Genomic DNA, 21204 nt, shown 5'->3' with positions numbered 1-21204 from the left:
GGGGGCCGCTCACCGCGCCTGCCCGCGGAGCGTGCGGGCCTACGTACACTTGCCCCGTGAGCGACCTCCCCCCTTACGACGACAGTGCGCAGCCCGACCCCGCCGACTCGTTCGACGAGATCATCTCGGCGGAGACCGAGCGTGACCCCGATCTCGCGGTGATCGAGGCCGGCAGCCGTACCCTGCGGACGCAGGGCGGGCCGCCGCAGGCGGAGGTGCCGGGCAGGCCGGAGGACCCCGAGGTCGACCGGGCGCTGCGCGAGGTCGAGGAGGAGCTGGCGGGCCGCTGGGGCGAGACCAAGCTGGAGCCCTCGGTCAGCAGGATCGCGGCGCTGATGGACGTCCTGGGGGAGCCGCAGCGGTCGTACCCCTCCCTCCACATCACCGGGACCAACGGCAAGACCTCCACCGCCCGCATGATCGAGGCCCTGCTCGGCGCCTTCGAGCTGCGCACCGGCCGGTACACCTCCCCGCACGTGCAGTCGATCACCGAGCGGATCAGCCTGGACGGCGCGCCGATCAGCCCTGAGCGGTTCGTCGAGACCTACCACGACGTCAAGCCGTACGTGGAGATGGTCGACTCCTCCCAGGAGTACCGGCTGTCCTTCTTCGAGGTGCTGACCGGCATGGCCTACGCCGCCTTCGCGGACGCGCCCGTCGACGTGGCCGTGGTGGAGGTCGGCATGGGCGGCAGCTGGGACGCCACCAACGTGATCGACGCGGACGTCGCCGTGATCACCCCCATCGATCTGGACCACACCGACCGGCTCGGCTCCAGCACCGCCGAGATCGCCGGTGAGAAGGCCGGCGTCATCAAGCAGGGCGCCACCGTGATCATGGCCCAGCAGCCGGTGGACGCCGCTCAGGTGCTGCTGAAGAAGGCCGTGGAGGTCGACGCGACCGTGGCCCGTGAGGGGCTGGAGTTCGGGGTCGTGGCGCGGCAGGTGGCCGTGGGCGGGCAGCTGCTGACCCTGCGCGGGCTGGGCGGCGAGTACCCCGAGGTGTACCTGCCGCTGCACGGCGCCCACCAGGCGCACAACGCCGCCGTCGCGCTGGCCGCCGTCGAGGCGTTCTTCGGGGTCGGCGCGCAGCGCGCCGAGCCGCTGGACGCGGAGACGGTGCGCAAGGCGTTCGCCTCGGTCGCCTCACCGGGCCGGATGGAGGTCGTGCGGCGCTCGCCGACCGTGGTGCTGGACGCCGCGCACAACCCGGCGGGTGCGCGGGTGACCGCCGAGGCGGTCCAGGAGGCCTTCGACTTCAGCCGGCTGATCGGCGTGGTCGGGGCCAGCGGCGACAAGAACGTGCGTGGTCTGCTGGAGGCCTTCGAGCCGATCTTCGCGGAGGTCGTGGTCACGCAGAACTCCAGCCATCGCGCGATGGGCGCCGACGAGCTGGCCGCGATCGCCGTCGAGGTGTTCGGCGAGGAGCGGGTCCAGGTCGAGCCGCGGCTGCCGGACGCGCTGGAGGCCGCCATCACGCTCGCCGAGGAGGAGGGCGAGTTCGCGGGTGGCGGTGTGCTGGTCACCGGCTCGGTCATCACCGTCGGTGAGGCCCGACTGCTCCTCGGGAGGGGCTGACTTCTCGTGCGCACACTCTGTTCCTCGACCCTGATCGGTGAGTTCTTCGTCATCGGCTTCGCCGCGCTGGTCGCGATGAAGGACCCGAACCTGTCCATGGCGGCGGTGTGGACGGTCAGCGGCATCGCGATGCTGCTGTGCGTGCTGCTGTGCGGAGTGCTGACCCGGCCCGGTGGCGTGGCCCTCGGCTGGGCCCTGCAGGTGGCGCTGATCGCCTCCGGCGTGGTGGTGCCGATGATGTACTTCATGGGCGCGGTGTTCGCGGCGCTGTGGTGGGCGTCGGTGCACTTCGGGCGGAAGGTCGACGAGGCGAAGGCGAGATTCGCGGCCCAGGCGGCCCGGGCCGCCGAGGCCGGCCCCTCCTCGCCCGGCGCTGCCTGACGCTGCGTAACGGCGGCCGGGACACGCCCTGTAACCTTCGTCCCACCGCACATCTGTCAGGAGAAGGAGTCCCCCGTGACCCAGCGCACCCTCGTCCTCCTCAAGCCCGACGCCGTCCGTCGTGGCCTGACCGGCGAGATCATCAGCCGTATCGAGCGCAAGGCCGGCTGGCAGATCACCGCGCTGGAGCTGCGCACCCTGGACACCGACACCCTGGAGCAGCACTACGGCGAGCACCAGGGCAAGCCGTTCTACGAGCCGCTGGTGGCGTTCATGTCCTCCGGTCCGGTAGTGGCCATGATCGTCGAGGGTGAGCGGGTCATCGAGGGCGTGCGCGCCCTGGCCGGTCCGACCGACCCCATCGCCGCCGCTCCCGGCTCCATCCGCGGGGACTACGGTGTGATCGTCCGGGAGAACCTGATCCACGCCTCCGACTCCGAGGAGTCCGCCGAGCGCGAGGTGAAGATCTTCTTCCCGGGCCGGGGCTGACCGCCGCAGCGCCGGGACCGGGTCGCTTTTCCTGACGTATCGTCAGCCGATCGGCCCGCCTGATCAGGGCGGCCGCACAGCACCGGCCGCCCTGAGGCATATGCGGTGCCGATCGGGGGAACGCGTGCCCCCGATGGACCGTCTCCACAAGCGAGGCGGTACGCCATCTGCTGACAATGGCGAAGACCCTCGCGCAGTGTTCGTGCAGGCGCGTCTACGATGGAAGCCTTCACGTCACAGCACCCACCTCGCCGTACCTGAAATGCCCTCAAAAGCTCCCAGGGAAGGCCAGACGAATCCTGATGGGGAACTCAATGTCGTTCATCGGCCGTGACATGGCTGTCGACCTCGGGACCGCCAACACGCTGGTGTACGTCAGGGGTCGCGGGATCGTACTCAACGAGCCGTCCGTCGTCGCGATCAACACGAACACCGGTGGCATCCTCGCGGTCGGCGCCGAGGCGAAGAAGATGATCGGGCGTACGCCCGGCAACATCGTGGCCGTGCGTCCGCTCAAGGACGGCGTCATCGCGGACTTCGAGATCACCGAGCGGATGCTCCGCTACTTCATCCTGAAGATCCACAAGCGGCGGTATCTGGCTCGTCCGCGGGTCGTGGTCTGCGTGCCCTCCGGCATCACCGGCGTCGAGCGCCGCGCCGTCATCGAGGCGTCGTCCCAGGCCGGCGCCCGCCAGGTGCACATCATCGAGGAGCCCATGGCCGCGGCCATCGGCTCCGGCCTGCCGGTCCACGAGGCCACGGGCAACATGGTGGTGGACATCGGCGGTGGCACCACGGAGGTCGCGGTCATCTCGCTCGGCGGCATCGTCACCGCCCAGTCCATCCGCGTCGCGGGCGACGAACTGGACAACGCGATCATCCAGCACGTCAAGAAGGAGTACTCCCTGCTGCTGGGTGAGCGGACCGCCGAGCAGATCAAGATCACGATCGGTTCGGCGTACGAACTCGACGCCGACGAGCACACCGAAATCCGCGGCCGGGACCTCGTGTCCGGACTGCCGAAGACCGTCGTCATCTCGGCCGCCGAGGTCCGCAAGGCGATCGAGGAGCCGGTCAACGCGATCGTCGACGCGGTCAAGACGACCCTGGACAAGTGCCCGCCGGAGCTGTCCGGCGACATCATGGACCGAGGAATCGTTCTGACCGGCGGCGGGGCGCTGCTGCGCGGTCTGGACGAGCGGCTGCGCCGGGAGACCGGGATGCCGATCCACATCGCCGAGGACCCGCTGGACAGCGTGGCGCTCGGCTCCGGCAAGTGCGTCGAGGAGTTCGAGGCGCTCCAGCAGGTCCTGGACGCCCAGCCGCGCAGATGAGGCAACTCTTCGATTCCGCCGTACGAGATGATCCCCTCTCGTGCGGCGGATCGTTGATATAGGGGCATAAGCTCCCACAAATGGGCCCCTTGGGGTTGCGCTTCGCACTCAGCGCCTTGGGGGGCCACCCGATTCCTATGAGGAAGGGCACGGCCGCCGCACGTGAGGGACACGAAAGAGAGCCGGCTGCTCCTGGTGCTGCTGATCGCCATCGCGTTCGCGCTGATCACGGTGGACATCCGTGGCGGGGAGAACTCCCCGGTGGACGGTGCCCGGCAGGCCGCCGCCACCGTCTTCGGCCCGGTCGAGAACGGTGTGTCGGCGGCGGTGAACCCGGTCGGCAACGCGGTCTCCGCGATCCGTGACTCCGGCGACCGCCACGACCGGCTCGCCGCACTGGAGAGGGAGAACGCGGCCCTCAAGGCGAAACTCGGCAGCGACGACCGCAACCGCAGCCGCCTCAAGCAGCTCGACAAGATGCTGAAGGTGGCCGGCGAGGGCCAGTACGGCATCAAGGGCGCCGAGGTCATCGCCATAGGAGCGGCCCAGGGCTTCTCCTGGACCATCACCATCGACGCCGGCGCCAACGAGGGCATCAAGCGCGACATGACCGTCCTCAACGGCGACGGCCTGGTCGGCCGTGTCACCACCGTCGGACCCGACTCCGCCACCGTGCTGCTCGCCAACGACCCCGACTTCACCGTCGGGACCCGTATGGAGGGCAGCGACGAACTCGGCTTCGCCTCCGGCCAGGGCGACCGTCCGCTGCGCGTCCAGCTCCTGAACGGCAAGGCGGACGTGAAGAAGGGCGACCGGCTGGTCACCTTCGGCTCGCAGGCCGACAAGCCCTTCGTGCCCGGCGTCCCGGTCGGCATCGTCTCCCGCGTGGACCCCTCCGGCGGCGATCTGACCCGCACGGTCTATGTCACGCCGTATGTCGGCTTCACCAAGCTGGACATCGTCGGCGTCGTCGTCCAGGCCCCGAAGAAGGACCCGCGCGACGAGGTCCTGCCGCCCAAGCCCAAGCCGACCCCGACGCCCACGGTGACCGTCACGGTCACCCCGTCCGCCGACGCCACCGCCACCGGCCAGCCGCAGTAGTAGGAGCTAGAAGTCCCCATGCGTCTCAACCGGATCCTGCTCTCCACCGCGCTGGTCGTCGTCGCCCTGGTGATCCAGGTGAGCGTGCTGTCCCGGCTGCACCTGCCGGGCGCCGTCCCCGACCTGCTGCTGCTCACCGTCCTGGGCCTCGCCATGGTCTACGGTCATGTCGGCGGCGCCCTCATCGGCTTCGGCGCCGGACTGCTCGCCGACCTCGCCCCGCCCGCCGACCACGCCGCCGGCCGCTACGCCCTCGTGCTCTGCGTCATCGGCTACCTCGCCGGGCTCATCAAGCCCGAGACCGGCCAGGTCAAGTCGGCCACCGGCCCCATGGCCGTGGTGGTCGCCGCCGCCATCGGCTCCACGCTGCTGTACGCCGGCGTCGGCGCCCTCGTCGGCGACACCGCCGCCCGCCATGTCGGCCTGCCCGGCCTGCTGATCAGCGCCGCCGTGTACGACCTGCTGCTCGCGCCCTTCGTGGTGCCCGGCATCATGGCGCTCGCCCGGCGGGCGGAGAACGATCCGCTCGCCGAGACCAGCTCCGCGTCGAAGGCGGCCGACATCTCCTCCGGCTGGCTCTCCTCCGGCACCGGCCTGCGCATCGGCGGCCAGCGCGGCGCGCTCGGCGGCCTGAAGGTGAAGGCCCGCAGCCGCTCCGCCCGGGTGGGCCGCATCAAGGGGGTCAAGCGGCTGTGACAGCGAGCCGGTTGACCGCCCGCCGGGGGTCCCACAGCTTCGTCGCACACGACCCGTACACACACTGAGAGGGGGAGGCAGCACCAGTGACCAACATCCCCGAGACCGGCCGGACCCCACGGGTCCAGACCCGGCTCGTCGTCATCCAGATCCTCGTCCTCTCCCTGCTCGGCACCCTCGGCGGCCGCCTGTGGTACCTGCAGATCCGCAACGGCGCCGAGTACCAGAAGGAAGCCTCCGGCAATCACGTCCAGCAGGTCGTCCAGCCCGCCGTGCGCGGCTCGATCCTGGACGCGCGCGGTGTGCCGCTCGCCGACAACGAGACCCGGCTGGTGGTGTCCGCCTCCCGCACCGATCTGCTCAAGCAGAAGGACGACGGCAAGGCGGTCCTGACCAAGCTGGCCGGTGTCCTCGGCATCGCCCCCCAGGACGTCATGCAGAAGGTCCGGCTGTGCGACGCCAAGACCCCCCAGCCCTGCTGGAACGGCTCGCCCTACCAGCCCATCCCCATCACCGACGAGGCCACCCCCAAGCAGGCCCTGCAGATCCGCGAGCGTGCCGAGGACTTCCCCGGCATCACCGCCGAACCCGAGGCCGTGCGCCGATACGCGGGCCCCGGCAAGTCCAACACCGCCCAGGTCCTCGGCTATCTCTCGCCGGTCACCGACGACGAGATCCAGCAGGCCAAGGGCACCGAATCGCCCTATCTGCGCTCCGACATGGTCGGCCGCTCCGGTCTGGAGCGGCAGTACGACAGGGAGCTGCGCGGCAAGGCCGGCGTGACCCGCTACGAGGTCGACAACCTCGGCCGGGTCATCGGCAAGGCCAAGGCGGACGCCGCCGAGCCCGGTTCCAACCTCGTCACCAGCATCGACTCCCGAGTCCAGCGGGTCGCCGAGTACCAGCTGGACAACGCGATGAAGGCAGCCCGCCAGCAGTTCGACAAGGTCACGGGGGAGAACTACAGGGCCGACTCCGGCGCCGTGGTGGTGATGGAGGCCAGGACCGGCCGTATCGTCGCCATGGCCTCCGCCCCCACCTACGACCCCAACGTCTGGGTCGGCGGCATCTCCGCCAAGGACTACAAGGCGCTCACCGGCAAGGGCTCCGACTACCCGCTGCTCAACAGGGCCATACAGGGTCAGTCCGCGCCCGGTTCGACCTTCAAGGTGGTCTCCACCGCCGCCGCGGTCCAGGCCGGCTACGACTTCAACGGCAACTACCCCTGCACCAGCTCCTACTCGGTCGGCGGCCAGGTCTTCAAGAACTTCGAGGGCGAGAACTTCGGCCCCATCTCCCTCGGCCGGGCGCTGGAGGTCTCCTGCGACACCGTCTTCTACGGCCTCGCGGACAACGAGTGGAAGAAGGACGGCGGCATCAACCCCAAGAAGGGGCAGCCCAAGGACTACTTCTTCAAGACCGCCCACCAGTTCGGCCTCGGCAAGGAGACCGGCATCGACCTGCCCAACGAGGTCACCGGTCGCGTCCCCGACCGCCAGTGGAAGCAGAGGTACTGGCAGGCCAACAAGGACGCCTGGTGCAAGTCCGGCAAGAAGAACGGCAGTTACGTCGAGAAGATCGCGTACGAGAACTGCCTCGAGGGCAACAAGATGCGCGAGGGCGACGAGATCAACTACTCCATCGGTCAGGGCGACACCCTCCTCACGCCGATCCAGGAGGCCGTCATCTACGGCGCGATCTCCAACGGCGGCACCATGTACACCCCGACCATCGGCAAGGCGGTCGTCAGCCCCGACGGCAAGCACGTCACCGAGATCAAGCCCAAGTCCCACGGCCGGCTGCCCATCACCAAGGCCACCCGCGACATGATGGACGAGGCCCTCGCAGGCGTCGCCACCCGCGGTACGGCCGCCTGGAAGTTCACCGGCTGGCCGCAGGACAAGATCCCGCTGCACGCCAAGACCGGTACCGCCGAGGTCTACGGCAAGCAGACCACGTCCTGGCTCGCCACCTACACCAAGGACTACTCGGTCATCATGACCATCGCCCAGGCCGGTACCGGCTCCGGCGCCTCCGGTGAAGCGGTGCGCAACATCTACAGCGCCCTGTACGGCGTTCAGGGCGACGGCTCCATCGACGACAAGAAGGCCCTGCTGCCCACCCCGCAGAAGAGCCTGCCGAAGGTCCAGCCCGACGGCTCGATCACCGCCCCGAAGATCTCCGGCGACCCCGCCAAGGACCAGGAGAAGGCGGCCGAGCAGAGCGACACCGCCCCGAACGGCGACCAGACGCCGGGCACCACGACCTCGACCCCGACGGGCAACCGCAACACCCGCAGGCGCCCGCGCCGCGGGGGAAGCCGGAGGATGACCGCATGACCGGCGCGAACAGCTTCTCCGTCTCCGGGTACGGTCCCGAACGGGCCGGCTGGACGCGGCTCTTCGCCCGAGACTCGATGGCCCGCAGGCTGGACTGGCCGATACTGCTGTCGGCCCTCGTCCTGTCCGGGATCGGCTCCGCCCTGGTCTTCTCGGCCACCCGCAACCGCACCGAGATCAACCAGGGCGACCCGTACTACTTCCTCATCCGGCATCTGATGAACACCGGCATCGGGCTCGCCCTGATGATCGGCACCGTCTGGCTCGGCCACCGCACCCTGCGCACCGCCGTGCCGATCCTCTACGGCGTCTCGCTGTTCGGGGTGCTGCTCGTGCTCACCCCGCTCGGCGCCACCATCAACGGCAACCGCAACTGGCTCGTCTTCGGCGGCGGCTTCTCCCTCCAGCCCTCCGAGTTCGTGAAGATCACGATCATCCTGGGCATGGCGATGCTGCTCGCCGCCCGGGTGGACGCGGGTGACAGGCAGTACCCCGACCACCGCACGGTGCTGCAGTCGCTGGGCCTGGCCGCCGTGCCGATCATGATCGTGATGCTCATGCCGGACCTCGGCACGGTCCTGGTCATGGTGGTCATCATCCTGGGCGCGCTGCTCGCCTCGGGCGCCTCCAACCGCTGGATCTTCGGGCTGCTCACCGCGGGCGCGGTCGGCTGTGCCGTCGTGTGGCAGCTGCACATCCTGGACCAGTACCAGATCAACCGATTCGCCGCCTTCGCCAACCCCAGCCTCGATCCGGCGGGAGTCGGCTACAACACCAACCAGGCCCGCATCGCCATCGGCTCCGGCGGTCTGACCGGCGCGGGCCTCTTCCACGGTTCCCAGACGACCGGGCAGTTCGTCCCGGAACAGCAGACCGACTTCGTCTTCACGGTCGCGGGGGAGGAGCTCGGTTTCGTCGGTGCGGGCCTGATCATCTTCCTGCTGGGCGTCGTGCTGTGGCGCGCCTGCCGCATCGCCCGCGAGACCACCGAGCTGTACGGCACCATCGTCGCCGCCGGGATCGTCGCCTGGTTCGCCTTCCAGGCCTTCGAGAACGTCGGCATGACCCTCGGCATCATGCCGGTCACCGGTCTGCCTCTGCCGTTCGTGTCCTACGGCGGCTCGTCGATGTTCGCGGTGTGGGTGGCGGTGGGGCTGTTGCAGTCGATCAGGGTGCAGCGGCCCATGTCGGCGTAGGACTCAGGCGGTTGGGCCGCCCTCGGCGGGGCCGGTGCGAGTGACCGCCCCCGCCCTCTCGCTCCCGGACGTGACTGCCACTAAATTCGGGTCATGGCGGACACCAAGCGCGAGATCGAGCGGAAGTACGAGTCCAAGGACAGCGGGCTGCCCGATCTGACCGGCGCCGGCGGGGTCGCGGCCGTCATCGACAAGGGTGTCGCCGAGCTGGACGCCGTCTACTACGACACCGCCGACGAGCGCCTCGCCGCCGCCGGACTCACCCTGCGCCGCCGCACCGGAGGCTCGGACGCGGGCTGGCACCTGAAGTTCCCCGTCGCACCCGGGGTCCGGGACGAGATCCGCGCTCCCCTCTCCGACACCCTGCCGCCCGCCCTCGCCGCGCTCGTCCGCTCCCGGGTCCGCGACAGCGAGCTGCGGCCCCTGGTCCGCCTCCGCTCGCAGCGCGACGTCAGCCACCTCGTCGACACCGACGGCACACTGCTCGCCGAGGTCGGCGTGGACGCCGTGAGGGCCGAGCGGCTCACCGGCGAGGGCGGGTCGGCCCAGTGGACGGAGATCGAGGTGGAGCTGGCCGACGGCGGCGACCCGGCCTTCCTCGACACTGTGGAGAAACGGTTGCGCAAGGCCGGCGTACGACCGTCCTCCTCGGCCTCCAAACTGGCCCGCGCCCTGGCCGAGACCGCTCCCGCCGACCGCCGCCCGGAAGCTGCCGAACCGGCCCGCGGCACGGCCGGCGACCACGTCCTCGCCTATCTGCGCGCCCAGCGGGACGCCGTCGTCGCGCTGGACCCGGCCGTGCGGCGGGACGTGTACGACTCCGTGCACCGCATGCGCGTCGCCACCCGCCGGATGCGCAGCGCCCTGCGCACCTACGGCAGGGTCCTGGACCGCGCCGTCACCGACCCGATCGGCGAGGAGCTGAAGTGGCTCGGCGGCGAACTCGGCCTGGACCGCGACCAGGAAGTGCTCACCGAGCGCCTCACCGCCGACCTCGACGCCCTGCCCGGGGCGCTGGTGACCGGCCCGGTGCGCGACCGGCTGCGCACCTGGTCGCAGGCTCGCCGCGGCGGCTCGCGCCGCCGGCTCGTCGCGGTCCTGGACGGCGGGCGCTACCTGGCCCTGCTCGACGCGCTGGACGCGCTGCTGGCCGACCCGCCGCTGCGTCCGGCGGCCGCCGGGAAGCCCGCCAAAGTGATCGCCGGGGCCGTACGGAAGGACTTCGCCAAGCTGTCCGCCCTGCTCGACCAGGCCCTCGATCTGCCCCCAGGCCACGACCGCGACCTCGCCCTGCACGAGGCCCGCAAGAAGGCCAAGCGGACGAGGTACGCGGCCGAGGCCGCCGCCCCCGCCCTCGGCGACGTGGCCGGCGAGCTGGTGAAGGCGGCCAAGACCCTCCAGGGCCTGCTCGGCGACCACCAGGACAGCGTCATGGCCCGCCAGGCCCTGCGTGAACTCGCCGGTCAGGCGCACGCGGCACGGGAGAGCTCGTTCACCTACGGGCTGCTGTACGGGCGCGAGGAGCAGCGGGCGGCGGCGGTGGAGGCGGAGCTGCCGGATGTCTGGCGGGCGATCCGGTCCGCAACGTCCGTCTGAGCCTCCGGCCCGGCGCCCGTCCGAGCGCCCGTCCGAGCGCCCGTCCGGGCGTCCGTTTCCGGGCGTCCGGGGCAGGCTTCCGGGCGGGTTACGCTTGATGGTCACCCCTGTCAGCTCATGAAGGTTCGCGAGATGCCTGTCGAGTCGGTTTTCCCGCAGCTCGAAGCTCTGCTCCCCCACGTGCAGAAGCCGATCCAGTACGTCGGCGGAGAGCTCAACTCCACCGTCAAGAACTGGGACGAGTGCGACGTCCGCTGGGCGCTCATGTACCCGGACGCCTACGAGGTCGGCCTGCCCAACCAGGGCGTCATGATCCTCTACGAGGTCCTCAACGAGCGGGAGGGCGTCCTCGCCGAGCGCACCTACAGCGTGTGGCCGGACCTCGAGGCGCTGATGCGGGAGCACGGCGTTCCGCAGTTCACGGTCGACAGCCACCGCCCGGTGAAGGCCTTCGACGTGTTCGGCCTGTCCTTCTCCACGGAGCTGGGCTACACGAACATGCTCACGGCTCTGGACCTGGCGGGCATTCCGCTGGAGGCCGGGGACCGCACCGTCGACGACCCGATCGTCCTGGCCGGCGGTCACGCCGCCTTCAACCCCGAACCCATCGCCGACTTCATCGACGCGGCGGTCGTCGGCGACGGTGAGCAGGCCGTGCTGGAGATCACGGAGATCATCCGCGCCTGGAAGGCGGAGGGCCGTCCGGGCGGCCGCGAGGAACTCCTCTTCCGGCTGGCCAGGACCGGCGGGGTCTACGTGCCCGGCTTCTACGACGTCGAGTACCTGCCCGACGGCCGCATCGCCCGCGTGGTGCCCAACAAGTCGGGCGTCCCGTGGCGCGTGTCGAAGCACACGGTGATGGACCTGGACGAGTGGCCGTACCCCAAGCAGCCGCTCGTCCCGCTGGCGGAGACGGTCCACGAGCGCATGTCGGTCGAGATCTTCCGCGGCTGCACGCGAGGCTGCCGCTTCTGCCAGGCCGGCATGATCACCCGTCCGGTGCGCGAGCGTTCGATCACGGGCATCGGCGACATGGTGGAGAAGGGCCTGAAGGCGACGGGCTTCGAGGAGGTGGGCCTGCTGTCCCTCTCCTCCGCGGACCACAGCGAGATCGGCGACATCGCCAAGGGCCTGGCGGACCGCTACCAGGAAGACAAGATCGGCCTCTCGCTCCCCTCCACCCGCGTGGACGCCTTCAACATCGACCTGGCCAACGAGCTGACCCGCAACGGCCGCCGCTCGGGCCTCACCTTCGCCCCCGAGGGCGGCTCGGAGCGCATCCGCAAGGTCATCAACAAGATGGTTTCGGAAGAGGACCTGATCAGGACGGTCGCCACGGCGTACGGCAACGGCTGGCGCCAGGTGAAGCTGTACTTCATGTGCGGCCTGCCCACCGAGACCGACGAGGACGTCCTCCAGATCGCCGACATGGCGATGCACGTGATCCAGAAGGGCCGTGAGGTCTCCGGCTCCAACGACATCCGCTGCACCGTCTCGATCGGCGGTTTCGTCCCCAAGCCGCACACGCCCTTCCAGTGGGCCCCGCAGCTGTCGGCACAGGAGACGGACGCGCGCCTGGAGAAGCTCCGGGACAAGATCCGCGGCGACAAGAAGTACGGCCGCTCGATCGGCTTCCGCTACCACGACGGCAAGCCGGGCATCGTCGAGGGCCTGCTCTCGCGCGGCGACCGCCGGATCGGCGCGGTCATCCGCGCGGTGTACGACGACGGCGGCCGCTTCGACGGCTGGCGCGAGCACTTCTCCTACGACCGCTGGATGGCCTGCGCCGACAAGGCCCTGGCCCCCTACGGCGTCGACGTCGACTGGTACACCACCCGCGAGCGTTCCTACGAGGAGGTCCTGCCCTGGGACCACCTGGACTCCGGACTGGACAAGGACTGGCTCTGGGAGGACTGGCAGGACGCCCTCGACGAGACCGAGGTCGAGGACTGCCGCTGGACGCCCTGCTTCGACTGCGGAGTGTGCCCCGCCATGGACACCAGCATCCAGATCGGCCCGACCGGCAAGAAGCTGCTGCCGCTGACGGTGAAGAACGCCGCACCCGCCGCCACCGGCGGTCACGCGGGCTGAACGGGGCTCCGGCACGGTCAGCGGCCGGGAACCCGCGGTGCCCGGGGTCAGGCGATCCGGCACAGCAGCACGTTCGGTACGGCGGCCACCTTCGTCGGCGACACGAGCGCAGGCGTCACGCCGCTCGCCGGGGCGGCACCGCTGATCGGCACGTCCTTGCGGGAACCTCCGGGACGCGGGACACGTACTCTTGAAGGCAGCAGGACCGCTCTCACGAAGGACTGAACGACACTGGGCAAGCGACAGCCCGAAGGCCCGCCGCCCGCACCCGCGGTGCAGCGCATCCGACTGCGCTACACCAAGCGCGGCCGCCTCCGGTTCACCAGCCACCGTGACTTCCAGCGCGCCTTCGAGCGTGCGCTGCGCCGTGCCGAGGTGCCCATGGCGTACTCGGCGGGGTTCACACCGCACCCGAAGGTGTCCTACGCCAATGCCGCACCCACCGGCACGGGCAGTGAGGCGGAGTACCTGGAGATCGCGCTCACCGCGCTTCGCGACCCGGAGCGCCTGCGCGTCCTCCTCGACGAGTCGTTGCCCGCCGGGCTCGACGTCGTCGAGGCGGTGGAGGCCCGCACGCCGGGGCTCGCCGACCGGCTGACGGCCTCCGTGTGGGAGCTGCGGCTGGACGGCGTCGACCCGGCCGAGGCCGAACGCGCGGTCGCGGCCTTCAACGCCGCCGGGACCGTCGAAGTGCAGCGCCTGACCAAGAACGGCATGCGCACCTTCGACGCCCGCCCCGCGGTCGTGGACCTGGAGAGCACGGAAACGCACAGTTCGGCGGCTGATAGGCCGAGCGACCAGCCCTGTGCGATACTGCGGCTGGTGGTTCGGCACGTGACGCCTGCCGTACGACCCGACGACGTCCTGTCCGGTCTCCGCGCCGTGGCCGACCTGGCGCCGCCGGTCCCCGCAGCGGTGACCAGGCTGGCGCAGGGGCTGTTCGATGAAGAGACCGGCACGGTGACCGACCCGCTCGCGCCCGACCGCGAGGCAGCAGCGACCGAGCCGCACCCGGCCGAAGCGACTGCCGCCGCGAAGGCGCCCGCGTAGGGAAGGTTCCGCGCAGGGACGGACGTCGAAGCGCCGCCCTCGTACTCGGGAGCCACCTGGGTCGGGCAGCGCACCGACCAGAAGACTTTCGCCAGGCCGTACGCGACAAGGCGTGCGGAACCGGCGAGACAGGACACAGAGAGCTCCCGTGTGGCGCCCGCGCCCCGGACGGCGGCCATCGCGCATCGCGCGGCCGCGGACGTCAACGGTGTTCGATCTACATGATCGGCACCGGACCAGGCGCGGCGCCCGGGAGCCTGACGGGAGATACGCCCGCATGCTCGAGCCGACCGAACCCACCGAGGGTTCCGAAGAACTGAACACCCCCAGCGACACGCTGCCGCCGCGTCGCCGGCGCCGTGCCGCGTCCCGCCCGGCGGGACCCCCCGGCGCCTCCGAGGCCCCGGCCGAGATCACCGCGCCGGCCATACCGGCCGCGGACCCCGCCGAGCTCGCCGAGGAGGCTGAGCCGGTGGAGCAGGAAGAGGGCGCCGTGAGCGCCGGGCCAGTGGAGACCGAAGGGGCCACCGAGGCCGACAGCGAGATGACAAAGGCCGCAGAGGCCGCCGCCGAGGAGCCCGCGCCCGCGCGTCGCACGCGTCGTCGGCGGGCCTCCGCTCCGGCCGGGGCGCCCAAGGACGCCGCCGAGGGCGAGGAGGCCGCCGAGACGGTCGTGCCGGTGACCGCCGACACGCCCGCCGCCGCGGAGCCGGTCGAGGCCCAGGCGCCCGCCGGGTCCGCCGAGGCCGGTGCGGACGCCGCTCCGCGCCGTACCCGCCGCCGCGCCACGCGCAGCGTCTCCGCGCCCACCGGAGCCCCGGCGATCGCGGAGCCGGACCAGACGGCGGTTGCCGCCACCGGCACGGAGAGCGCCACGCCGGAGGCCGCCGCCGAGGTGCCTGCCGTCGCTTCCGTCGAGGACGCCGAGACCGCGACCGGCGGTCGTCCGCGGCGCCGCGCCACTCGCCGGTCGTCCGCGCCCGCCGCGGCGCCGAAGCCGGACGAGGCGGCCGGGACCGCCGAGACTGCGGACTCCGGAGAGGCGTCCGCGCCCGCCCAGGACGTGACCGCTGCCGCCGAGGCGCCCGCCGAGGCCGTCGCCGAGACACCGGCTCCGCGCCGGGAGCGTCGTCGTGCCACGCGCCGCGTCGCCGCGCCCGCCGGTGCCCCCGAGGACGAGACGATGCCCGAGGCGCCCGCCGCCGCTGAGCCCGCTTCCCGGGCTTCCGTGCCCGCGCCGCAGGCCGCCGAGGCCCCCGCCGGGACCGAGGCCCCGGCCCCCGCCGCAGAGGCCGCCGAGGAGGCCGGCCCGCGCCGTGGCCGTCGCCGGGTCGTGCGGCGTGCCGCCACCGGGTTCTCCGAGCCCGGACGGCCGGCCGCCGCTGCCGGGACCGCCGGGGCCGCCGAGGAGGAGGCCCCGCGCCGGCCCTCGCGTCCCGCCGTCGCCGTGTTCCAGGCGCCCGTCTTCGCCGAGCCCAGGTTCCAGACCCCGGAGCGGGCCGCCGCGCAGGCGGCCGCCGAGGCCGCGGAGGCCGAGGAGCCCGAGGAGTCCCCGGCCGGGCAGCCCGAGCGTGCCGCCGAGGAGTCCGGCGAGCAGGTCTCCGCGCGCCGTCGTCGCCGTCGTCGCGGCTCCGCCGAGGAGCCCGAGGCCCAGGCCGCCGACACGGCCGTCGCCGCCGACGAGGAGGAGGCCGAGCCGGCCGAGGACGCCGCCGAGGACGAGGAGAGCGAGGAGTCCGGCTCCCGCCGTCGCCGTCGCCGCGGTGGCCGTCGCCGTCGCCGGGGAGAGTCCGCGGAGTCCGGCGCCGACGAGGAGGCGGAGGAGAGCGAGGAGCTCGCCGCCGCGCAGGCCGCGCAGGACGCCGAGGACACCGCCGAGCAGCTCGAAGAGGACGAGGAGAGCGCGGCGGAGGCCGAGGACGCCGACGAGGGCGAGGAGCAGTCGGGCCCCGGTGGCAACAGCAGCAGCCGTCGTCGCCGTCGCCGTCGCCGCCGGGCCGGTGACGGCGGCACCGACGGCGAGCCGTCCGCCGACGACCCCGAGCGCACCGTCGTCAAGGTCCGTGAGCCGCGCAAGAAGGACGAGCGGCACGGTGACGCCGCCGACGAGGTGCAGTCCATCAAGGGCTCGACCCGTCTCGAGGCCAAGAAGCAGCGCCGCCGCGAGGGGCGCGAGCAGGGCCGCCGCCGTGTGCCGATCATCACCGAGGCCGAGTTCCTGGCCCGCCGCGAGGCCGTCGAGCGCGTGATGGCGGTCCGGCAGAACGGCGACCGTACGCAGATCGGCGTCATGGAGGACGGAGTGCTCGTCGAGCACTACGTCAACAAGGAGCAGTCGACCTCGTACGTCGGCAACGTCTACCTCGGCAAGGTGCAGAACGTCCTGCCGTCGATGGAGGCCGCCTTCATCGACATCGGCAAGGGCCGCAACGCCGTCCTGTACGCCGGCGAGGTCAACTTCGAGGCGCTGGGCATGGCCAACGGCCCGCGCCGCATCGAGTCCGCCCTGAAGTCCGGGCAGTCCGTCCTGGTCCAGGTGACCAAGGACCCGATCGGCCACAAGGGCGCCCGGCTGACCAGCCAGGTCTCCCTCCCCGGCCGCTACCTCGTGTACGTGCCCGAGGGCTCGATGACCGGCATCAGCCGCAAGCTGCCCGACACCGAGCGGGCCCGGCTGAAGACCATCCTCAAGAAGATCGTTCCCGAGGACGCGGGCGTCATCGTGCGCACCGCCGCCGAGGGCGCGAGCGAGGACGAACTGCGCCGGGACGTCGAGCGGCTGCAGGCGCAGTGGGAGGACATCCGGAAGAAGGCCAAGAGCGGCGGCAGCTCAAGTGCGCCTTCGCTGCTGTACGGCGAGCCGGACATGACCGTCCGGGTCGTGCGCGACATCTTCAACGAGGACTTCTCCAAGGTCATCGTCAGCGGTGACGAGGCATGGGAGACCGTCCACGGATACGTCTCGCACGTCGCCCCGGACCTCGCGCCGCGCCTGCAGCGCTGGACCAGCGAGGTCGACGTCTTCGCCACGTACCGGATCGACGAGCAGCTCGCCAAGGCGCTGGACCGCAAGGTCTGGCTGCCCAGCGGCGGTTCGCTGGTGATCGACCGGACCGAGGCGATGGTCGTCATCGACGTCAACACCGGCAAGTTCACCGGTCAGGGCGGCAACCTGGAGGAGACGGTCACCAGGAACAACCTGGAGGCGGCCGAGGAGATCGTGCGCCAGCTCAGGCTGCGTGACCTCGGTGGCATCATCGTGATCGACTTCATCGACATGGTCCTGGAGTCCAACCGCGACCTGGTGCTGCGCCGCCTGCTGGAGTGCCTGGGCCGCGACCGTACGAAGCACCAGGTGGCCGAGGTGACCTCGCTCGGCCTGGTCCAGATGACCCGCAAGCGGGTCGGCCAGGGTCTGCTGGAGTCGTTCTCCGAGACCTGCGTCCACTGCAACGGCCGCGGTGTCATCGTCCACATGGAGCAGCCGACCGCCGGCGGCCAGGGTGGCGGCAAGCGCCGCAAGCGCGCCCGCGCCGGTGCCGAGCTGCCGCCCGAGCACGAGGCCGTGGAGGCCGCCGCGCAGACTGCCGAGGAGGAGGCGGAGATCGAGTCGGAGGCCGCAGCCGCCGAAGTCGCCGCCGAGGTCGCCGAGCCGGTCGCGCTGCCCGCGCCCGACATCGCCCCCGACGAGGAGCTGTACAGCAGCATCGCCGAGGCGGAGGCCGCGGCCACCCGTGGCCGCAGCCGTCGCCGGGCGAGCCGTCGGGCGTCCGCTCCCGCGGGCGCGCCGAAGGCGCACACCGACGGTGCCGGCCCGGCTGCCACGGCGCAGGCGGTCACCGCCGCCGAGGAGGCCGAGCGCCCGGTGCGCCAGGAGCCGGCTCCCACGGCGCAGGCCGAGCCCGTGGCCGCCGAGGCCCCGGTCGTCCCGGCGTCCGCGACCGCGCCGGCCGCCGAGGAGGCCGCGCCCAAGGGCCGTACGCGCCGCCGCGCGACCCGCAAGGTGTCGGCGCCGGCCGGTTCCCCCGTGGGAGCCGGGGCGGCCGTGGTGACGGTGCCCGAGGCGGCCGAGGCTCCGGCGGCCGAGGCTCCGGCGGCCGTGGCGACCGGGGCTCCGGCGGCCGAGCAGGCCGTGGCCCCGGCCGAGGCGCCCGCCCCCGCCGAGAGCGCCGCCCCGGCCCGTCCGCGCCGCCGTGCCGTGCGCAAGGCCACTGCGCCGACCGCGTCCGAGGAGGCGGCCGTGGTGGTCGTCCCGGCGGGCCCGGCCGACGAGACCCGGGCGGAGACCGCGGAGGCCGGCGAGACCCCCGAGGCGGCCGTACCGGTTGCCGAGACGGGCGAGGGCGCCGTCGAGGCCGCCCCGGCCAAGAAGACGGCCCGCAAGGTCGCCAAGAAGGCCACGGCGAAGAAGGCCGCCACCAAGAAGACGGCGGCCAAGAAGACCGCCGCCAAGAAGGTGACGGCCAAGAAGGCGGCGAAGACCGCCAAGACGGCCACGGCCGCGAAGAAGTCGGCGTCGAAGAAGACCGCGGCGGCGCAGCAGACGCTGTCCTCCGTGTCGGCCTCGACCGACGAGGACTGAGCGGTTCGACGAAGCGGTGCGGCCCTGCCCCGTGCGGGCAGGGCCGCACCGCTGCCGGGGGCCGCTGTGCCCCGGCCGGGACCCCTGCCCATGTCCTGCCCGTGTCCCGGCCGGGGCCCGGTTTGACCCCTGTGCGGCAGGACCCGTAACCTAGACCGTCGGCGTGTCCACTGAGCACGCCACATCCCCGTAAACCTCTTCCTCCCGGGCACACGGTTGGCCGGGAGAGGTTGCCCGCATGCCGGGCGGCTGGCCTGCGGGGGTGCCGTTCCCCGAGCGAGAGAGTGAGATCCGCGTGTACGCCATCGTGCGCAGCGGTGGTCGCCAGCACAAGGTTGCTGTCGGCGACATCGTTGAGGTTGACAAGATTTCCACTGCCAAGGTTGGCGACACGGTCGAGCTCTCGACCCTGCTCGTTGTCGACGGCGACGCTGTGACCAGCGACCCGTGGGTGCTGGCCGGCATCAAGGTCCAGGCCGAGGTCGTGGACCACCACAAGGGCCAGAAGATCGACATTCTGCGCTACAAGAACAAGACCGGCTACCGCCGTCGGCAGGGCCACCGCCAGCAGTACACGGCGATCAAGGTCACGTCGATCCCCACGGCTGCGAAGTAAGGGACTGAGAACAGATGGCACACAAGAAGGGCGCATCGTCCACCCGGAACGGTCGCGACTCCAACGCCCAGCGGCTCGGCGTGAAGCGCTTCGGCGGTCAGGTCGTGAACGCCGGTGAGATCCTGGTCCGCCAGCGCGGCACCCACTTCCACCCGGGTGCGGGCGTCGGCCGCGGCGGCGACGACACGCTGTTCGCGCTGCAGGCCGGTGCGGTGGAGTTCGGCACCCACCGTGGCCGCAAGGTCGTGAACATCGTTCCGGTCGCCTGACCTCAGGCTCAGACCGAACGTCTCGCGAGGCGGACCTCACTTCCCGGGCGGGAAGGCGGGTCCGCCTTTCGCGCGTTGAGAACAAGACACACCCGTACTCCCCCAGCCTTCGGGCCGGGGGATCCCCAGGAGGCACTCACCATGACCACCTTCGTGGACCGCGTCGAGCTGCATGTCGCCGCGGGTAACGGAGGTCACGGCTGTGCCTCCGTCCACCGCGAGAAGTTCAAGCCGCTGGGCGGCCCGGACGGCGGCAACGGAGGACGCGGCGGCGACGTGATCCTCACCGTCGACCAGTCCGTCACCACGCTGCTCGAATACCACCACTCCCCGCACCGCAAGGCCACCAACGGCAAGCCGGGCGAGGGCGGCAACCGCTCCGGCAAGGACGGCGAGGACCTGGTCCTGGTGGTGCCGGACGGCACCGTCGTCCTGGACAAGGCCGGAAACGTGCTGGCCGACCTGGTCGGCCACGGCACCTCCTTCGTCGCCGCACAGGGCGGCCGGGGCGGTCTGGGCAACGCGGCGCTGGCCTCGGCCCGGCGCAAGGCGCCCGGCTTCGCGCTGCTCGGCGAGCCCGGGGACCTGCGGGACATCGTCCTGGAGCTGAAGACCGTCGCCGACGTGGCGCTGGTCGGTTACCCGAGCGCCGGCAAGTCCTCGCTGATCTCCGTGCTGAGCGCGGCCAAGCCGAAGATCGCCGACTATCCCTTCACCACCCTCGTCCCCAACCTGGGCGTGGTGACGGCCGGTTCGACCGTCTACACCATCGCCGACGTGCCCGGCCTGATCCCGGGCGCCAGCCAGGGCAAGGGGCTGGGCCTGGAGTTCCTGCGGCACGTGGAGCGGTGCAGCGTGCTGGTGCATGTGCTGGACACGGCGACCCTGGAGTCCGACCGCGACCCGGTCTCCGACCTCGACGTCATCGAGGAGGAGCTGCGCCAGTACGGCGGGCTCGACGACCGGCCGCGCATCGTCGTCCTCAACAAGATCGACGTCCCGGACGGCCGGGACCTCGCCGAGATGGTCCGGCCCGACCTCCAGGCGCGCGGCTACCGTGTCTTCGAGGTCTCGGCGGTGGCGCACACGGGGCTGAAGGAGCTGTCGTACGCGCTCGCCGAGCTGGTCGCGAAGGCGCGCGCGGCCCGGCCGAAGGAGGAGGCGACGCGGATCGTCATCCGGCCGAAGGCGGTCGACGACGCGGGCTTCACCGTCACCCGCGAGGAAGACGGGCTGTTCCGGGTGCGCGGCGAGAAGCCCGAACGCTGGGTGCGGCAGACCGACTTCAACAACGACGAGGCCGTCGGCTACCTCGCCGACCGCCTCAACCGCCTCGGCGTCGAGGAGGGGTTGATGAAGGCGGGCGCCCGCGGCGGTGACGGGGTCGCCATCGGCCCCGAGGACAACGCGGTCGTCTTCGACTGGGAGCCGTCGGTGATGGCGGGCGCGGAGATGCTCGGCCGGCGCGGCGAGGACCACCGCTTCGAAGGGGTACGCCCCGCCGCGCAGCGCCGCCGCGACCGGCAGGCCGAACGCGACGAGGCCCAGCAGGACTTCGACGACTTCGAGCCGTTCTAGGGCCGGCCCGTCCGGCGGGTCGGGCCCCGGGCGTTCTCAGGGCCTGCGCCCGGCCGGCGCGAGGGCGCACGGAACCGGAAGGGCGGGCCCCGGAGTTCTCCTCCGGGGCCCGCCCTTCGCGCTGTTCCGGCGCCGCCGTCAGGCGTTGCCCCCCGCCAGCTCCTGGCCGACGTACTCCCGCAGCCAGGCCCTGAAGCCGGGGCCCAGGTCCTCGCGTTCGCACGCGAGCCGGACGATGGCACGCAGGTAGTCGCCGCGGTCGCCGGTGTCGTAGCGGCGGCCCTTGAAGACGACGCCGTGCACCGGGCC

15 protein-coding genes and 1 pseudogene are annotated in these 21204 nt (G+C 71.8%); 15 read left to right on the top strand and 1 reads right to left on the bottom strand.

What is annotated here, in order from left to right; genetic code table 11:
- Positions 1-56 precede the first annotated feature (56 nt).
- The 15 genes from ACH4UM_RS16215 to obgE all read left to right on the top strand — a co-directional run bounded on the left by ACH4UM_RS16215 (position 57) and on the right by obgE (position 20895).
- Positions 57-1577, top strand: coding sequence for a bifunctional folylpolyglutamate synthase/dihydrofolate synthase (locus ACH4UM_RS16215; protein WP_398178733.1), 1521 nt, complete (start codon positions 57-59; stop codon positions 1575-1577).
- Positions 1578-1583: 6 nt separating this feature from the next.
- A complete protein-coding gene (locus ACH4UM_RS16210; protein WP_398178730.1) occupies positions 1584-1958 on the top strand; it encodes a DUF4233 domain-containing protein in 375 nt (124 codons plus the stop codon).
- Between the two features lie 75 nt (positions 1959-2033).
- Positions 2034-2447 (top strand): nucleoside-diphosphate kinase, encoded by a 414-nt coding sequence (gene ndk, locus ACH4UM_RS16205; RefSeq protein WP_398178727.1) that lies wholly within the window; start codon positions 2034-2036, stop codon positions 2445-2447.
- Positions 2448-2761: 314 nt separating this feature from the next.
- Positions 2762-3781 carry a rod shape-determining protein gene (locus ACH4UM_RS16200; RefSeq protein WP_037854464.1) on the top strand — a complete coding sequence of 340 codons (1020 nt, stop codon included), beginning with the start codon at positions 2762-2764 and terminating at the stop codon, positions 3779-3781.
- Between the two features lie 162 nt (positions 3782-3943).
- The gene (gene mreC / locus ACH4UM_RS16195) at positions 3944-4882 is read left to right on the top strand and encodes a rod shape-determining protein MreC (protein WP_398178724.1); all 939 of its coding nucleotides are present in this window, start codon (positions 3944-3946) and stop codon (positions 4880-4882) included.
- An 18-nt stretch (positions 4883-4900) separates the two neighbouring features.
- The gene (gene mreD, locus ACH4UM_RS16190) at positions 4901-5578 is read left to right on the top strand and encodes a rod shape-determining protein MreD (protein ID WP_398178721.1); all 678 of its coding nucleotides are present in this window, start codon (positions 4901-4903) and stop codon (positions 5576-5578) included.
- An 86-nt stretch (positions 5579-5664) separates the two neighbouring features.
- Positions 5665-7917 carry a penicillin-binding protein 2 gene (mrdA, locus tag ACH4UM_RS16185; protein ID WP_398178719.1) on the top strand — a complete coding sequence of 751 codons (2253 nt, stop codon included), beginning with the start codon at positions 5665-5667 and terminating at the stop codon, positions 7915-7917.
- A complete protein-coding gene (rodA, locus tag ACH4UM_RS16180) occupies positions 7914-9113 on the top strand; it encodes a rod shape-determining protein RodA (protein WP_398178716.1) in 1200 nt (399 codons plus the stop codon). The genes mrdA and rodA overlap by 4 nt, the downstream gene beginning before the upstream one ends.
- A 93-nt stretch (positions 9114-9206) precedes the next feature.
- On the top strand, positions 9207-10709 hold the full coding sequence (locus ACH4UM_RS16175) for a CHAD domain-containing protein (protein WP_398178713.1): 1503 nt from the start codon (positions 9207-9209) through the stop codon (positions 10707-10709).
- A gap of 132 nt (positions 10710-10841) precedes the next feature.
- Entirely contained in the window at positions 10842-12800 is a 1959-nt protein-coding gene (locus tag ACH4UM_RS16170; protein ID WP_398178711.1) for a TIGR03960 family B12-binding radical SAM protein, read from the top strand.
- A 273-nt stretch (positions 12801-13073) separates the two neighbouring features.
- Entirely contained in the window at positions 13074-13850 is a 777-nt protein-coding gene (locus ACH4UM_RS16165) for a TIGR03936 family radical SAM-associated protein (protein ID WP_398178708.1), read from the top strand.
- Between the two features lie 277 nt (positions 13851-14127).
- Positions 14128-18432 carry an Rne/Rng family ribonuclease gene (locus ACH4UM_RS16160; RefSeq protein WP_398178705.1) on the top strand — a complete coding sequence of 1435 codons (4305 nt, stop codon included), beginning with the start codon at positions 14128-14130 and terminating at the stop codon, positions 18430-18432.
- 295 nt (positions 18433-18727) lie between these two features.
- Complete coding sequence (gene rplU / locus ACH4UM_RS16155; RefSeq protein WP_009188585.1) at positions 18728-19048, top strand: 50S ribosomal protein L21; 321 nt, start codon at positions 18728-18730, stop codon at positions 19046-19048.
- A gap of 14 nt (positions 19049-19062) precedes the next feature.
- Positions 19063-19317, top strand: a complete 255-nt coding sequence (gene rpmA / locus ACH4UM_RS16150) for a 50S ribosomal protein L27 (RefSeq protein ID WP_023550764.1) — start codon at positions 19063-19065, stop codon at positions 19315-19317.
- A 141-nt stretch (positions 19318-19458) separates the two neighbouring features.
- Positions 19459-20895 (top strand): GTPase ObgE, encoded by a 1437-nt coding sequence (obgE, locus tag ACH4UM_RS16145; protein WP_398178703.1) that lies wholly within the window; start codon positions 19459-19461, stop codon positions 20893-20895.
- A 138-nt stretch (positions 20896-21033) separates the two neighbouring features.
- On the opposite strand, the pseudogene ACH4UM_RS16140 reads toward obgE, so the two are convergent.
- Positions 21034-21204 (bottom strand): annotated as a pseudogene (locus ACH4UM_RS16140) (UTP--glucose-1-phosphate uridylyltransferase); the annotation flags it as partial.

Origin of the sequence: Streptomyces sp. NPDC020801 (assembly GCF_044334385.1) — a bacterium.
Lineage (GTDB): Bacteria > Actinomycetota > Actinomycetes > Streptomycetales > Streptomycetaceae > Streptomyces.
Note: the sequence above shows the minus strand (reverse complement) of the source record. Positions and strands in the feature narration are given on the sequence as shown.

Coding starts and splice junctions, on each gene's coding strand:
- rodA (WP_398178716.1), top strand. CDS start 7,914: ATGACCGGCGCGAACAGCTTCTCCGTCTCCGGGTACGGTCCCGAACGG.
- obgE (WP_398178703.1), top strand. CDS start 19,459: ATGACCACCTTCGTGGACCGCGTCGAGCTGCATGTCGCCGCGGGTAAC.
- rpmA (WP_023550764.1), top strand. CDS start 19,063: ATGGCACACAAGAAGGGCGCATCGTCCACCCGGAACGGTCGCGACTCC.
- ACH4UM_RS16170 (WP_398178711.1), top strand. CDS start 10,842: ATGCCTGTCGAGTCGGTTTTCCCGCAGCTCGAAGCTCTGCTCCCCCAC.
- ACH4UM_RS16200 (WP_037854464.1), top strand. CDS start 2,762: ATGTCGTTCATCGGCCGTGACATGGCTGTCGACCTCGGGACCGCCAAC.
- ACH4UM_RS16175 (WP_398178713.1), top strand. CDS start 9,207: ATGGCGGACACCAAGCGCGAGATCGAGCGGAAGTACGAGTCCAAGGAC.
- mreD (WP_398178721.1), top strand. CDS start 4,901: ATGCGTCTCAACCGGATCCTGCTCTCCACCGCGCTGGTCGTCGTCGCC.
- ACH4UM_RS16160 (WP_398178705.1), top strand. CDS start 14,128: ATGCTCGAGCCGACCGAACCCACCGAGGGTTCCGAAGAACTGAACACC.